General features: G+C 42.3%; 13 protein-coding genes and 2 pseudogenes. 11 read left to right on the top strand and 4 right to left on the bottom strand.

The annotated features are described in order from the left end of the window. The first annotated feature begins 4 nt into the window (after nucleotides 1-4). From G4D76_RS16705 to G4D76_RS05265, 4 genes are all read left to right on the top strand, one after another. Nucleotides 5-505 carry a nucleoside hydrolase gene (locus tag G4D76_RS16705; protein ID WP_371814599.1) on the top strand — a complete coding sequence of 167 codons (501 nt, stop codon included), beginning with the start codon at nucleotides 5-7 and terminating at the stop codon, nucleotides 503-505. Continuing rightward, complete coding sequence (locus tag G4D76_RS05275; protein ID WP_213810740.1) at nucleotides 498-1,433, top strand: nucleoside hydrolase; 936 nt, start codon at nucleotides 498-500, stop codon at nucleotides 1,431-1,433. Before G4D76_RS16705 ends, G4D76_RS05275 begins: the two co-directional genes overlap by 8 nt. Nucleotides 1,434-1,454: 21 nt before the next feature. Further along, on the top strand, nucleotides 1,455-2,339 hold the full coding sequence (gene rbsK, locus G4D76_RS05270) for a ribokinase (protein WP_026858578.1): 885 nt from the start codon (nucleotides 1,455-1,457) through the stop codon (nucleotides 2,337-2,339). 399 nt (nucleotides 2,340-2,738) lie between these two features. After that, the gene (locus G4D76_RS05265; protein ID WP_213810739.1) at nucleotides 2,739-4,739 is read left to right on the top strand and encodes a CocE/NonD family hydrolase; all 2,001 of its coding nucleotides are present in this window, start codon (nucleotides 2,739-2,741) and stop codon (nucleotides 4,737-4,739) included. Between the two features lie 47 nt (nucleotides 4,740-4,786). Here the strand turns inward: G4D76_RS05265 and G4D76_RS05260 are convergent, their stop codons facing one another. The 4 genes and pseudogenes from G4D76_RS05260 to G4D76_RS05245 all read right to left on the bottom strand — a co-directional run bounded on the left by G4D76_RS05260 (nucleotide 4,787) and on the right by G4D76_RS05245 (nucleotide 7,993). Beyond that, on the bottom strand, nucleotides 4,787-5,311 hold the full coding sequence (locus G4D76_RS05260; RefSeq protein WP_026858580.1) for a hypothetical protein: 525 nt from the start codon (nucleotides 5,309-5,311) through the stop codon (nucleotides 4,787-4,789). A gap of 134 nt (nucleotides 5,312-5,445) precedes the next feature. Then, nucleotides 5,446-5,910: an S-ribosylhomocysteine lyase gene (locus G4D76_RS05255; protein ID WP_026858581.1), complete on the bottom strand. Its 465-nt coding sequence runs from the start codon at nucleotides 5,908-5,910 to the stop codon at nucleotides 5,446-5,448. A gap of 210 nt (nucleotides 5,911-6,120) precedes the next feature. Next, nucleotides 6,121-7,412: pseudogene (locus tag G4D76_RS05250) on the bottom strand (nucleobase:cation symporter-2 family protein). Beyond that, entirely contained in the window at nucleotides 7,412-7,993 is a 582-nt protein-coding gene (locus G4D76_RS05245; RefSeq protein WP_026858583.1) for a xanthine phosphoribosyltransferase, read from the bottom strand. Before G4D76_RS05245 ends, G4D76_RS05250 begins: the two are co-directional and overlap by 1 nt. Nucleotides 7,994-8,201: 208 nt before the next feature. Here G4D76_RS05245 and G4D76_RS05240 point away from each other — a divergent pair, with 208 nt between their 5' ends. The 7 genes and pseudogenes from G4D76_RS05240 to phnM all read left to right on the top strand — a co-directional run bounded on the left by G4D76_RS05240 (nucleotide 8,202) and on the right by phnM (nucleotide 14,037). After that, nucleotides 8,202-8,927, top strand: coding sequence for a GntR family transcriptional regulator (locus G4D76_RS05240; protein WP_213810738.1), 726 nt, complete (start codon nucleotides 8,202-8,204; stop codon nucleotides 8,925-8,927). A 174-nt stretch (nucleotides 8,928-9,101) separates the two neighbouring features. Next, entirely contained in the window at nucleotides 9,102-9,521 is a 420-nt protein-coding gene (phnG, locus tag G4D76_RS05235; protein ID WP_026858585.1) for a phosphonate C-P lyase system protein PhnG, read from the top strand. Nucleotides 9,522-9,531: 10 nt separating this feature from the next. Further along, nucleotides 9,532-10,092 carry a phosphonate C-P lyase system protein PhnH gene (gene phnH / locus G4D76_RS05230; RefSeq protein ID WP_213810737.1) on the top strand — a complete coding sequence of 187 codons (561 nt, stop codon included), beginning with the start codon at nucleotides 9,532-9,534 and terminating at the stop codon, nucleotides 10,090-10,092. Beyond that, nucleotides 10,093-11,172: a carbon-phosphorus lyase complex subunit PhnI gene (locus tag G4D76_RS05225; RefSeq protein WP_213810736.1), complete on the top strand. Its 1,080-nt coding sequence runs from the start codon at nucleotides 10,093-10,095 to the stop codon at nucleotides 11,170-11,172. After that, nucleotides 11,169-12,019, top strand: a pseudogene (locus G4D76_RS05220) (alpha-D-ribose 1-methylphosphonate 5-phosphate C-P-lyase PhnJ). The gene G4D76_RS05225 and the pseudogene G4D76_RS05220 overlap by 4 nt, the downstream one beginning before the upstream one ends. Continuing rightward, nucleotides 12,006-12,848: an ATP-binding cassette domain-containing protein gene (locus tag G4D76_RS05215; protein WP_213810735.1), complete on the top strand. Its 843-nt coding sequence runs from the start codon at nucleotides 12,006-12,008 to the stop codon at nucleotides 12,846-12,848. The pseudogene G4D76_RS05220 and the gene G4D76_RS05215 overlap by 14 nt, the downstream one beginning before the upstream one ends. Before the next feature lie 13 nt (nucleotides 12,849-12,861). Then, complete coding sequence (phnM, locus tag G4D76_RS05210) at nucleotides 12,862-14,037, top strand: phosphonate metabolism protein PhnM (RefSeq protein WP_213810734.1); 1,176 nt, start codon at nucleotides 12,862-12,864, stop codon at nucleotides 14,035-14,037. Nucleotides 14,038-14,047 lie beyond the last annotated feature (10 nt).

The following is a 14,047-nucleotide window of genomic DNA, read 5'->3' as shown; positions in this document are numbered from 1 at the left end:
CTTAATGGGCGGCGGTACATTCGGTAACTGGACACCGGCAGCGGAGTTCAATATTTTTGTCGATGCTGAAGCGGCGAAAGTTGTATACGACAGCAGCGTGCCTGTTACGATGTTCGGTCTTGATGTGACGCATCAGGTGATTGCGACAAAAGATATTATTGAACGTGTTAATAAAATCGATAATGAAATTGCGGTCTTCGTCAAAGAATTATTAATCTTTTTCGGAGAAGCGTATAAAGATCATTTCGGCTTTAACGGCGGACCAATTCACGATGCATGTACGACGATGTATCTTTTAAAACCGGAGTTATTTAAGACAGAATATTTAAATGTAACTGTAGAAACAAAAGGTGAATACTCTTACGGTATGACAGTGGTAGATACGCTGAGTGTTACAGGCAGAGAGCCCAATACCAATGTTGCACTTGGTGTGGACACAGACGCATTCTGGACTTTATTTGAAGAAATTTTAATAACGTTTGGAGATAAAGATAAAAATGAATAAAACAAATATATGGATTGATTGCGACCCTGGAATTGACGATGCGATTGCGCTGGCTGCAGCAGCTGCCAGCAGAGATACTTTGAACATACATGGAATTTCCACTGTAGCGGGCAACCAGACGACTGAACGCGTAACGAATAATGCACTCGCACTGAGTTCCTTTCTCGGACTGGATATTCCTGTTGTTAAAGGTGCAGAAGGTCCGCTGACAAGAACTAAAGAAGATGCGGGTCATGTACACGGTGAGACAGGACTCGGCAATACTGTATTGCCGAAAACTGCGAAGCAGACCGAAGCAGGGAATTCGTTTCAGGTAATCAGAGATTATATTATGAATCTCCCTGCAGATGAAAAAATGACACTCGTGCCTATCGGTCCTTTGACTAATATTGCACTGCTGTTAAAAGTATTTCCGGAAGTATCTGAACGTATTGAAGAAATTGTCTTAATGGGTGGCGGCACGTTCGGTAACAGAACACCGACGGCAGAATTTAACATTTGGGGAGATCCGGAAGCAGCAAAAATCGTGTTTGATTCAGGTTTGTCGATTGTCATGTGCGGACTTGATGTGACGCATAAGAGCGGGCTTAATCGCAGTCAGGTTGAAGAACTGTTTAACAGCACAGACGAAGTTCAGAAAACATTCGGTGAGATGCTGAAATTCTACTTCGATTCACCGGCGTATATAAACAGCGAGCTTGTCCATATACATGATGCAGTCGCGGTAGTTTATCTGACAAATCCTGAGATATTTAAAGGAATGCAGGTGAGCGTTGACGTCGATTGTACGGACGATATTAACCGTGGAATGACAGTGTGCGATATGCGGAAAACTGCACCTGAAGCGGGACGTAATGTGAAACTGCTTAATGACATTGATTTAACAGAGTTTCAAAATATATTGCTGAATAAACTGGGCAATTTATAGTAATTCTTGGAGGTAAAACAGATGAGTAAGCCTAAAGTAACAATTGTGGGCAGTTTAAATATGGATTTAGTAGTGACAGCTGAACGTCATCCAAAAATAGGAGAGACGCTGACCGGAGAAAAATTTACGACACTGTGCGGCGGTAAAGGCGCAAACCAGGCAGTTGCAGCAGCAAGACTCGGCTGCGATGTGACGTTTATCGGCAGAGTGGGGAACGATGCATTCGGAATTGAAATGATTGAAAGCCTGAAAAATGAAGGTGTGAATGTCGATAATATTGAGATGATTGACGACGTGGAAAGCGGTATTGCAATGATTACAGTGAATCCGATGGACAACACGATTATTGTTGTGCCGGGAGCAAACGCTCATGTTACAAAAGACGTTATCGATAAACACCAGTCAGCAATATTAGAAAGCGATGTTGTTGTGACACAGCTTGAGATTCCAATGGAGACAGTCGATTACCTTGCACAAGTGTGCGGGAAAAATAATATCGATTTAGTCGTGAATCCGGCACCGGCCAGGAAACTGACGGATAATATTATTAATCACAGTACATATATTACGCCGAACCAGATTGAATTAACGCAGCTGGCTGCTGCACATCCTGAAATTTTACAAGATCACGTCGATAAATTTGTTGTCACGAGCGGCAGCAAAGGCTGTTACTATTCAGTCGATGCATTCCGTGTCGATGTGCCGACGATGAAAGCAGAAGTTGTTGATACGACAGGCGCAGGCGACTGCTTCAACGGCGCGTTTGTCAGCTACATTGCACAAGGCAAAACTCTGCAGGAAAGCTGTTATTTCGCTAACACTGCAGCATCGATCAGCGTAGAAAAATTCGGTGCACAAAACGCGATGCCGACAACTGAACAGGTGCTGGAAAGAATGCAGCAGTAAATTTATATTGATTTGACCCGGAAATCTGGAGATTTCCGGGTATTTTTGTTTTATTCGGCGTTTGCTCCGCAATGAGCGCCTGTCATTTTCGAGAAAGAAAGTTTGCTCCGCAATGAAGCTGTCATTCCCGAGGAAGAGCGTTTGCTCCGCAATGAGAGGCTGTCATTCCCGAGAAAGAGCGTTTGCTCCGCAATGAGCGACTGTCATTCCCGAGAAAGAACATTTGCTCCGCAATGAGCGCCTGTCATTTTCGAGAAAGAAAGTTTGCTCCGCAATGAAGCTGTCATTCCCGAGGAAGCGTCAAAAACAGAGGAATTCACTGATTAATCGTCTTTCCTTAAAGTTTTTACCGGGTAGTGTAGTATAAGTGAAGTAAATTAATTTTATGAGGTGACAATAATGGGAGTATTCGATGTAGATTACAACAAGGTGAACGAGATAGAAGACCTGCCATATGATGTCGAGATTACGAATCATAGCTGGATTGAAACGAGTGACGGCACAAAGTTGTCGGCAAAATTCTGGCAGCCGAAAGGGCTTGAAGTGACCAGAGGAACAGTCCTCGAGTTTCTACCGTACAGAAAAGATGATTTTACAGCGTTAAGAGATGAAATCAGACATAAATATTTCGCAGGCAACGGATTCACTGCCATGCGTGTCGATATTAGAGGTACAGGTGATTCCGAAGGAATTATTGAAGATGAGTATCATATATCTGAGCAGGATGATGCTATAGATATTATCAGCTGGATAGAAAACCAGAGCTGGTCGAATGGCTCTGTCGGCATGATAGGGAAATCATGGGGCGGGTTTAACGGGCTGCAGGTCGCAGCACGCCAGCCTAAAGCTTTAAAAACGATTATTTCATTATGTTCAACAGACGATCGTTACACAGATGATGTGCATTACCGCGGCGGTGTAATGATGGCATCGGATATGCTGTGGTGGGCATCGACGATGTTTGCTTATAATGCGAGACCGCCGTTTCCGCAGTTTGTCGGTGACCGCTGGTACGATATGTGGATAGACCGCATGGAAAACACACCGCCTTTCGTTGAGGAATGGGTCAGCCATCAGCGACGTGATGAATTTTGGAAGCACGGTTCTGTCGGTGAGAACTATGATGATATTCAAATTCCTGTGCTCACAATGAGCGGCTGGGCAGACGGTTATACGGACGCTGTTTATCGTATGATGGATAATTTAAATGTACCGAAAAAAGGAATCATCGGACCCTGGGCGCACGAGTTTCCAGATCTTGCGATTCCAGGGCCGCAAATCGGTTATTTACAGGAATGTGTCGACTGGTTTTCGAAATGGTTTACAGACGATCAGAGTGCAGTTGAACACGAAGATGAATTCCATATTTATATTCAGGACAGTGTCGAACCGTCGACAAGTTACGAGTATAGAGCAGGAAACTGGATCGACGTATACGCGGAAAAATTTGAATCCGTCGATATTCTAAGTCATTTTCACGATGAAATTAAGCTTGCTAATAATCAGCATCACGGACTTTATTCAGGTGTGTACTGCCCGTTTGGACAGGAAGGCGATTTAGCGGCTGATCAGACAATTGATAACGCACTGGCAACAACAATTTCAGTGGATGCTGCTGAAGAACTGAGCATCGCCGGACAGGCGAAACTAAACGTACGTGTTAAATCTTCTCACGATGAAGCGAATCTGCATGTACGTTTAACGGACGTTCACCCTAACGGTAAACGTACGCTGATTACAAAAGGGCAATTGAATTTAAATCATGTGAACAGTCACGAGCATCCGGAAAAACTGCCGATCGATGAATATATCGATGCCGAAATTCAGTTTGACGTTATCGGTTATACTGTACCAAAAGGGCACAGCATTGAAATTTCATTTGCGCCAAGCTACTGGCCGCTGATGTGGGCATCGAAAGATAAAGTGGAACTGACAGTGGATTTAAACAACAGTTCACTTGACCTGCCTTACGTTGAAAATTACACGCCGGTTGAAATGAAATACAAGACAGCTGAGATGGCAACGCCGCTTGAAAAAGAAATTATTGAAGAAGGCTACCGTACAAGAAACGTCATTAATGATCTGACGACGAATAATTGGATTCTGGATGATTATTCAAATGAAGGACAAAGGTTCCTTCCTCATTTAGGTATCACTTACGGTGCTGAAAACCATAATATTTACACGATAAACAACGATAATCCGTTATCTGCCTCAGTGCAGTGTGACTGGACAGTGGTTGTTGAAGATGCAGATATTAAAACAGAAATGAAAACAGAAAGTATCATGACATGCGATTATGAGAACTTTTATCTTGTAAACCGACTCATTGGTTATAAAGATGGGAAAGAAGTTTTTAATAAAGAATGGAAAAAGACAGTAAAGAGAGATTTTAACTAGAAAAATCTAACAGTCCCTGCCGCTTAAATTCGGCAGGGACTGTTTTGTTAAATTATTGATGAAAATAATGAAGTTGGGATAATAATAATCCACGGTGCCATTAATAATGTAGAGATAATACTGGATTTGGTAACTTGTTTAGCGTCCAGACCAAATTTTGCATAGATTTTCTGAGTGATTTTAAACTGTATTAAAATAATAACCACGAATAAAATAAGGACGAAAATCATACTGTAAATGCTGTTGAACGGATTCGCGATAACCCCTTCGAAGAATGCAACAATCCAGTCGGGTGTAGCATTACTGATTTCTTTAACATCATCAAATGATGTAGGGTTACTTCTGAACAGCGGATCAATGTATAATACTGCGTACATAATTCCGACAGCGGCGAGATGCAGACCGAGATCCGTCAGCCAAATTTTCCATGACGCTTTTACAGTCAGTTCCTTACGGTTATATTTTTTATCGAGTGGTAAATAAATAGCGAACCAGTCGATTAACATTTTTAAAGGTATTATCATAAAAACAACAGGTGGAATTAACCACATTAGCCATACCGGCATAATCATTAGGGAAAACCTCTTTCTTATTTTATGGATTATCCTGTACATTTTACGCCTATCGCGCAGTTATGTAAATTGAAATGGAGAATAGGGGAGACAGCATAAAAAAGGTCACTCCGGAGAGTGACCAGAATCAAATACTATTCAGCAAACACTGTGCTCCATGTGCTGCGTCCCTCAAGCATCTTGCGGGCGATTTCTTTAGCGCCTTCAAGACTGTGGCTCGCTGCCCAGCCGCACTGTACTTCGTTGCAAGCTGGAACTTCAGTTGCTTCAAGCACATCATTTAAAGTTTTTTCCATTACATCTTCAATACCTGTCTTATCATCGTCATTCATTACTGAAAGATAAAAACCAGTCTGACATCCCATTGGGCTTAAGTCGACAACACGTTCGTGGTGGTTGCGGATGTTTTCAGCCATCAAGTGTTCAATAGAATGAAGTGCAGGCATATCCATATGCTCTTTGTTCGGCTGGCAGAAACGGATATCGTATTTGTAAATCGTATCTCCGTGCTGGCCTTCGTTTGTCCCTGCAAGTCTGATATAAGGTGCAGCTACTTTTGTGTGATCCAGGTTGAAACTTTCAACGTTCATATTCTTCATTTATGACACACTCCCTAAATTGTTTACTCCATTTTATCTTATTACAATTTGACGAGGAATGGCAACCGGAAGGATTTTACCGGCGCGCGCCACCGAGAACCGACGGTGGCACGGAAAGTCTTAAAGCGCGCACCACGAGAACTGACGGTGGCACGCGCGTCTCCCAAAAAACAGCACGCACTGAATAGTCAGCGCGTGCCTTATCAATATCTATATATTTCTCGGATTAATAATGGATTTAAAGTTAAAGATTGCATTAAGTACGATTGCTGTCAGACTTCCCATTACAATTCCGCTGGAAGTAATGACTGACAGGCTTTCAGGCAGTGCCGCGAACAAATCGGGAACGACTGTAACGCCAAGTCCCATTGCTACAGAAATTGCCACGACAACCATGTTATCCTGTTTATTTAAGTCGACACGGGACAGCATTTTAATTCCTGCACCGATAACCATACCGAACATCGCGAGCATTGCGCCGCCGAGTACAGGGCCGGGTATAGCCAGTGTTGCTGCACCGATTTTAGGAACGAGTCCCAGAATAATCAGCATAGAACCTGCGATGTAAATAATTTTATTTCTGCGGACTCCTGATATTTGAATCAGTCCGACATTTTGAGAAAACGTAGTATAAGGAAAAGCGTTAACGAGACCGCCTAAAAATATTGCGATACCTTCAGCGCGGTAGCCGCGTTTTAAATCTTCACCTTTAATTTTCTTCTCTGTAATATCTCCAAGAGCAAAGTACACACCTGTTGATTCAACAAGGCTGACTACTGCAACGAGCGTCATCGTTAAAATTGGAACGATGTGAAACTCGGGTGTACCGAAGTAAAAGACTTGCGGCAAATGCAGCCACGAAGCGTCTGCTACCGGAGTGAAATCAACACGGCCGAAAAACGCACCGATAATTGTTCCAAAAATAATACCGGTTAATATCGCAATAGAACCAAAGAATCCTTTAGCGAATTTCAAAATGATTAAAATAATAATTAAGGTAGAAAAACCTAAAAACAAATTAATTGGTGAACCGAAGTCTTCAGCCCCCTGGCCGCCGGCAAGGTCATTGATTGCGACAGGGATTAATGTAATTCCAATGACTGTAACCACGGTACCAGTAACGATTGGCGGGAAGAACCGTATCAATTTACTGAAAAAAGAAGCAATCAGTACAACGAGCAGTCCCGATACTAAATTGCACCGTACACAGACTGAATGCTGTAGGTGTTTGCGATATTTATAATCGGTCCAACGGCGGTAAACGTACATCCGAGCACGACGGGTAAACCGATGCCGGAGAACTTATTCTTCCAAACCTGAAGAATTGTTGCAACACCGCACATCATAATATCGATAGCAATTAAGTATGTCAGCTGAGCGGGTGTCAGTCCGATTGCATTACCGACGATCAGCGGCACAATTACTGCACCGGCATACATTGCGAGCACATGCTGAAGACCGAGAGAAAAGTCTTTAACGTTGGATTGGCTCTGCTCCTGCATTATTCCATGTCCTCGACGAACGTAATTGTCCCGTCAGTTAAAGACTGGATACGTGCAAGTGATTCCACGCGGTAGTTTTTCTCTTTTAGAATTGATGCACCGCTCTGGAATGATTTCTCAATAACAATGCCGAGTCCGGCAACATGAGCGTCAGCCTGTTCAACAATGCTGATTAATGCACCGGCTGCTTCGCCGTTAGCTAAGAAGTCATCGATAATTAAAATATTGTCACCAGGCTGGATAAACTGATTTGATACGCTGATCATGTTCGTTTCCTGCTTAGTGTACGAAAAGACTTGTGCAGATAATAAATCATTAGTAAAAGTAAGTGATTTTCTTTTGCGTGCGAAAACGGCAGGCACACCAAAGTTCAATGCAGTCATTACCGCAGGGGCAATACCTGAAGATTCTAAAGTAAGCACTTTTGTAATTTGATTATCTTTGAATCTGGCATGGAATTCTTTGCCGATTTCCACCATTAATTCAGGGTCAATTTGATGATTTAAAAATTTATCTACTTTTAATACGTTATCGGAAAGTGCGATACCTTCTGACAGAATTTTATTTTTTAACAAGTCCATTCCGAGTGCTCCTTTTTTTATGTAAGTTAATGAATGTATTTATATTAACAGAAATAACGAACATATCAACATTTATTTTAAATAAAGTTCCTAAAAAAGCTTATTTTATGTATAAATATATAAAAACATTCGGTTATTGTTATTATTAGGATGAATTTTGACCTGCATGTATAATTAATTTATCGTGTCATAAGGAGATTGGGAAAGAATGGAAATAACAAAAGAAATTTTAATCAGAAGTAAAGTTCATGAAATGATACTGCGGGGAGAACTGCAGCCCGGAGATAAACTGCCGAGTGAAAATGAACTTGCTGACTTATACGATGCAAAAAGAATTGATGCGAGAAATGCGCTGGTTCAACTTGAAAAAATGGGCATCGTACACGGCAGACAGGGTGTTGGTCGTTTTGTGAATGAACCGCTGCCGACGATAGAATTTTTAATCACGGGAACGACGAGTTTTTCTGAGAAAATGAAGGAGCAGAACATACCGTATGAAAGCCGTGTTATTTACGCGGATTATGCAAGTGATGCCGAACAGGAGCATTACCGTGACTCGCTCAGGACTGGTAAAGATGTAAAAATATTTAAAGTATCACGCTTAAGAATTGTCAATGAAGTACCGTGCGCAATTCATATTTCATATATTCGTGAAGACCTGTTTCCTCATATATATAAGGAAAGAGCAGATCTTCAATCGGTATACAATTATTTTAAAGCCGCAGGGCGAGAAAATTTAAGCAGCAAAGACCGCGTGGTATTGACACAGTTTCCAACTCTGGAAGAAATGAAGTTATTGCAGTGCAGCGAACTGGTGCCGCTGCTCGTCTTTGAAACTGACACGTACGATAAAGATACAGATGAATGTTTGGAAAGAGTGAAAATATTATACAGAAGCGATTTGTTTAAACATCAGCTGTCAGATGAAAGTTAGACCGGGACTTTATGTTCCGGTCTTTTTTTGTCTTTTTGTCTATTCAGCAGTCTTAAAGTCACCATTTTAACCAAGCCGAAACATTCATCAATTGAATGTTTACATTCCTTTACCAACACTTAATCATACTGAACTTGGCAACAAGTTAGGATTAAATCATAAGGAGGTTGTGACATGCACAGAAAACAATGGACGCGCATTTTTGCGAAGTATGGCAGAACAGAAGCTCTAGAATTTTATAACAGGTATAAAGAAGAACTCGAGTTCGATATCATCAGCGAACCTGAAGAAGGTCTCGTAATGGTGAAGACGAGAGAGCATGCAAGAAATACTTTATTTTACATGGGTGAAGTACTGGTTACAGAAGCTAAAGTAAGACATGGCTCAACAGTGGGTCTCGGTCTCGTGAAAGGTTCTGATGAAGAATTCGCAGAGGCAATGGCTTTTATCGATTTAAGTTTTAAAAAGGAAAAATTTACAGCGGAATTAAATGAAATTTTAAACACGCTTAAAAATATTGAAGCAAATGATGTTGCAGAACGCACTGAAAAGATTTTACAGACTAAAGTCAGTTTCGAAATGATGAACGACTAGGAGGATTCCGGTGAAAACTATAGTACATACAACACAAGCGGTGTACCGCCAGCTTGTCAACGCGGCGAGCCGTCCCGGCCACATCGAGTTAATTACTGAAGAGGTTAAAAATTATTCGGACTTCAGCGATGCAGCACTGCTTATTTCAATGACACTCTTCGATAATGAGGTTTCTTTTTTCTCACGTGATAAAACGATGCGAAAAGAATTAAAGGTGTTAACAGGAGGCATCCCGAACAAAGATTACACGACTGCTGATTTTATCGTTTCAAAAGAAGCTGATTTAGAAAGAGAGTATTTTACGGAAGTGATGCACGGCATTTTAATTTCTCCGGAAAAGTCGGCGACGTTAATAATTGAAGCAAACAGTATTGGTGAAGGCAATGAATACCGCCTCAGCGGTCCCGGCATTAAGAATACGACAGATGTAAAGCTGTCTTTAGACAGCCGCTGGATCGAACTCCGCAATGACATATGTAAAGAGTACCCGCTCGGTATTGATCTCATTCTGACAGATAAAAATAACAACGTAGTAATGATTCCGAGAACGTCCAAAGTGGAGGTGCTGTAGATGGGTTACGTTGCAGTTAAAGGCGGCGCACATGCTATTAATAACTCAGTTATTTTATATAAAAACAGACGTCTTGAAGAAGGCGCGGATATCGAAGTCGAAAACATTAAAACGAATATGCGCCAGCTCATCAATCAGATTATGAGCGAAGCGAGTTTCTACGACCGTAATACCGCGGCGCTGGCAATCAAACAGGCGGAAGGGAATATGGAAGAAGCGGTTTTCTTAATGCGTGCACACCGTTCGACATTGCCGAGATTATATTATTCAACAGTAACGGATACGCGTGAAATGTTCGTTGAACGCCGCGTGTCGGCAAGTTTTAAAGATATTCCCGGCGGACAGATCTTAGGCGCATCACCAGATTATACGCACCGTCTTTTGGATGATGCTTTAAAAGAAATGGCGGATGGTCCGAAAGAGACAATTAAGTATAAAGAAGTGCCGTTCAATTACGAACTCGATAAACTGCCGAAAGTTATCGATTATTTAGAAGATGAAGGACTCTTCAAAAGAGAAGAAGTAAATAATGATGAACCGGATGATATTACGAAGAAAGCAATTGAGTATCCGAGTACAAGAAGTCAGCGGCTGCAGGCATTGACACGTGGTCAGACAGGCGCAGTAACATCACTCGGCTATGCGGAAATTCGCGGTTACGGTATTTCAGCGCATCCGAATATCGGTGAATGCCGTGTCGGCCAGCAGCCGGTCTATATTAATCCTGACGATGATTACGGAGAATATTTTATCGGTGATTTTGAAGTAACAGAAATCGACGCATTTATGCCGGATCTTGATGAAGATGACTCGGATGCCGGTGACAAAGATCTCATGATTAAAATCGGCTACGGTCTCGTCTTCGGTCAGAACGAAACGAAAGCAATCGCAATGAGTGTACTCGATTACAGTCTGGAACATCCAGAGCCGGGTGTCGCAACGAGTGATGATGAATTTGTGCTGTATCATATCGATTCTGTTGAATCGACAGGATTTATCTCACACTTGAAACTGCCGCATTACGTAACATTCCAATCAAAATTAGACCGTATGCGTCAAAGTAAGGGGGACCAGCAGTGAGCCAGAACTTCGCATTTCTAGATGAACATTCAAAAAAAGAAATACGCAGAAAAACTTTAAAAGCTATCGCCATTCCGGGCTATCAGGTGCCGTTCGCATCTCGCGAGCTGCCAATTGCGCGCGGCTGGGGCACCGGCGGTCTGCAGCTGACGCTGTCCTTAGTCGGTAAAGAAGATACGATGAAAGTTATTGACCAGGGTTCAGATGAATCGGTCAACGCAGTAAATATAAGAAATCTTGTGCAGAACACGACAGGCGTTGCCGAGACCATTCATACAGACGAAGCGACACTTATTCAGTCACGGCACAGAATTCCAGAAGTGCCGCTGAAGCCGTTCCAAATATTAGTGCTGCAAGTACCGCAGCCGGAAGCGTTAAGAACGGTTGAATCGAGCGAACGCAAAAAAAAATGCTCCACGGTGATAAAGAATACAGCGGCGCGTTTATAAAATTATTCGAACAGATTATGAAGTTTGGACATATTACTGACGATGCGGATTATCCTGTAATGGTGAACGACCGCTACGTGATGGCGCCGAGTCCCATTCCACGGTTTGATAATCCGAAGATGAATTACAACGAAGGATTAATATTGCTCGGTGCCGGACGCGAGAAGAAAATTCACGCGGTGCCGCCTTACACGAAAGTTGAGTCACTGGCATTTGAAGATTATCCATTTGAAGTTGAACAGTTCGACGACAAAGTATGCCGTGAATCCGGATTGTCAGGTGTTTATATGGATGAACTGCAGGATGAAAAAACAGGCGAGACTTACTATGTAACGAATGATACGAGCTACATGCTTGAAAAGCTGAACGAGGAGGCTGTACAACATGCCGGCAAATGATGATGTAGTTTTATCGGTTAGAGATTTATCAAAACAATTTGGCAGCGGCTGTGAATACTGCCGGGAGCAGTCTTTTGAACTGGAGAAAAACATGTGCCCGCACTGTCATACAGTATTCGCAGTAAGAGATGCATCATTTGATTTATATAAAGGAGAAATACTCGGCATTGTCGGAGAAAGCGGCAGCGGTAAAAGTACATTAATGAAAATGATGTATTTTGATGAGGATGCGACGTCAGGGGATTATATTCTGCCGGAAGACAGTACAGTGGAAGGCAACGTATTTAATGTGTCGAGCCAGAAGAAAAGACAAATCAGAAACGAACAGCTGGGGATGGTTTATCAGAACCCGATTCTCGGATTGAAGATGGATTTTTCATCGGTGACGAACATCGCAGAAAAACTTATTGCGAGCGGCAGCCGTAATGTTGGCGAGATGACCGGCCGTGCTGATCACTTTTTAGAGAAGGTAAATATTTCCCTGGACCGTAAATATGAAGCGCCTAAAAACTTCTCAGGGGGTATGCAGCAGCGTGTACAGATAGCGAAAGCATTATCGAACTATCCGCCAATTTTATTATTGGACGAAGTAACGACGGGACTCGACTTATCAGTACAGGCCGATGTGCTTGAACTTATCAAAGAAATTCAGCGCGATATGGGAGTCAGCATGATTGTCGTATCACATGACCTGGCGATTATCCGCATGCTCTGCGACCGTACGATGGTGATGCTCGACGGAAAAGTTATCGAGCACGGTATTACCGATCAGATACTGGAAGACCCGCAGCACAAATACACACAGCAGCTCGTGTATTCAATTCTTTAGGAGGTAACAGGTTTTGATAATTATAAACAGCAGCGTTATTACAGCAAACGAAATTCTGGAAGATTATGCGGTCGTGATAAACGGCGACACTATTGAAAAACTGCTCCCGATGAATGAGGTCAACACAGAGGATTACGGTAATGTCATTAATGCAAAAGACGGTTACGTCAGTGCGGGCTTTATCGATATTCATTCGGACTATATCGAAGGAATTATTGCACCGAGACCGACGACAATCATGGATTTTAATATCGGCATTAAAGAGTCAGAAAGAATTTTAAGTTCACATGGTATTACGACGATGTTCCATTCATTATCTATTTATAAAGAAGATTTATTCGGTCATAAGCCTGTCAGACAGCCGGACAATGTAAATAAATTGATTCATGCGATTCACCGTACACATTCAGAAAAACATTTAATCAGACATCGCATGCATGCACGCTTTGAGCTGGACTCGGTTGAAATGATGGACAAGATTAAAGAACACATTGAAGAAAATCGCATTCATCTGCTCAGCTTTATGGACCATACACCGGGCCAGGGCCAGTACCGGGATATTGAAAAATACCGTCATACCATGAAGGGCTACAAAGATCTTTCAGATGATGAAATTAATGCACAGATTGCAGTGAAAAAAGAGCTGTCGAGACTATCTGTTGAAGAGATGGAAACGATGTCCGAGCTGGCACGTAGTAAAGGGATTGCGATTGCCTCCCACGATGATGATGCTACTGAAAAGATTGATTTTAACGAATCGCTGAATACATCGATCAGTGAGTTTCCAATTACTATGGAAGTCGCGAAGTACGCGCACAGTAAAGGAATGTATACACTGGCCGGTGCGCCGAACATAATGCTCGGCGGTTCGCATTCAGGAAACTTAAATGCGCAGGATGCGATTATGGAAGGCTGCATTTCAATTTTATGCAGCGACTATTATCCGGCAGCAATGCTGCATTCTGTATTTAAACTCAACAGAAAAGCGAATTATCCACTGACTGAAGGCTTTAAGCTGATCACATTAAATCCGGCTAAGGCAGTCCAGATGGATGATGAAATTGGTTCAATTGAAGCAGGCAAGAAAGCAGATCTGAATATAATCAGGCTGTTTGATGATTATCCAACGATAACGGAATGCATCGTCAATGGAAAAGTAGTCAGCCGTTACCACTACAGAATCGATTAGGAGGAAAATC

The sequence above is a fragment of the Jeotgalicoccus sp. WY2 genome (assembly GCF_018437745.1).
GTDB lineage: Bacteria > Bacillota > Bacilli > Staphylococcales > Salinicoccaceae > Jeotgalicoccus > Jeotgalicoccus psychrophilus.
Note: the sequence above shows the minus strand (reverse complement) of the source record. Positions and strands in the feature narration are given on the sequence as shown.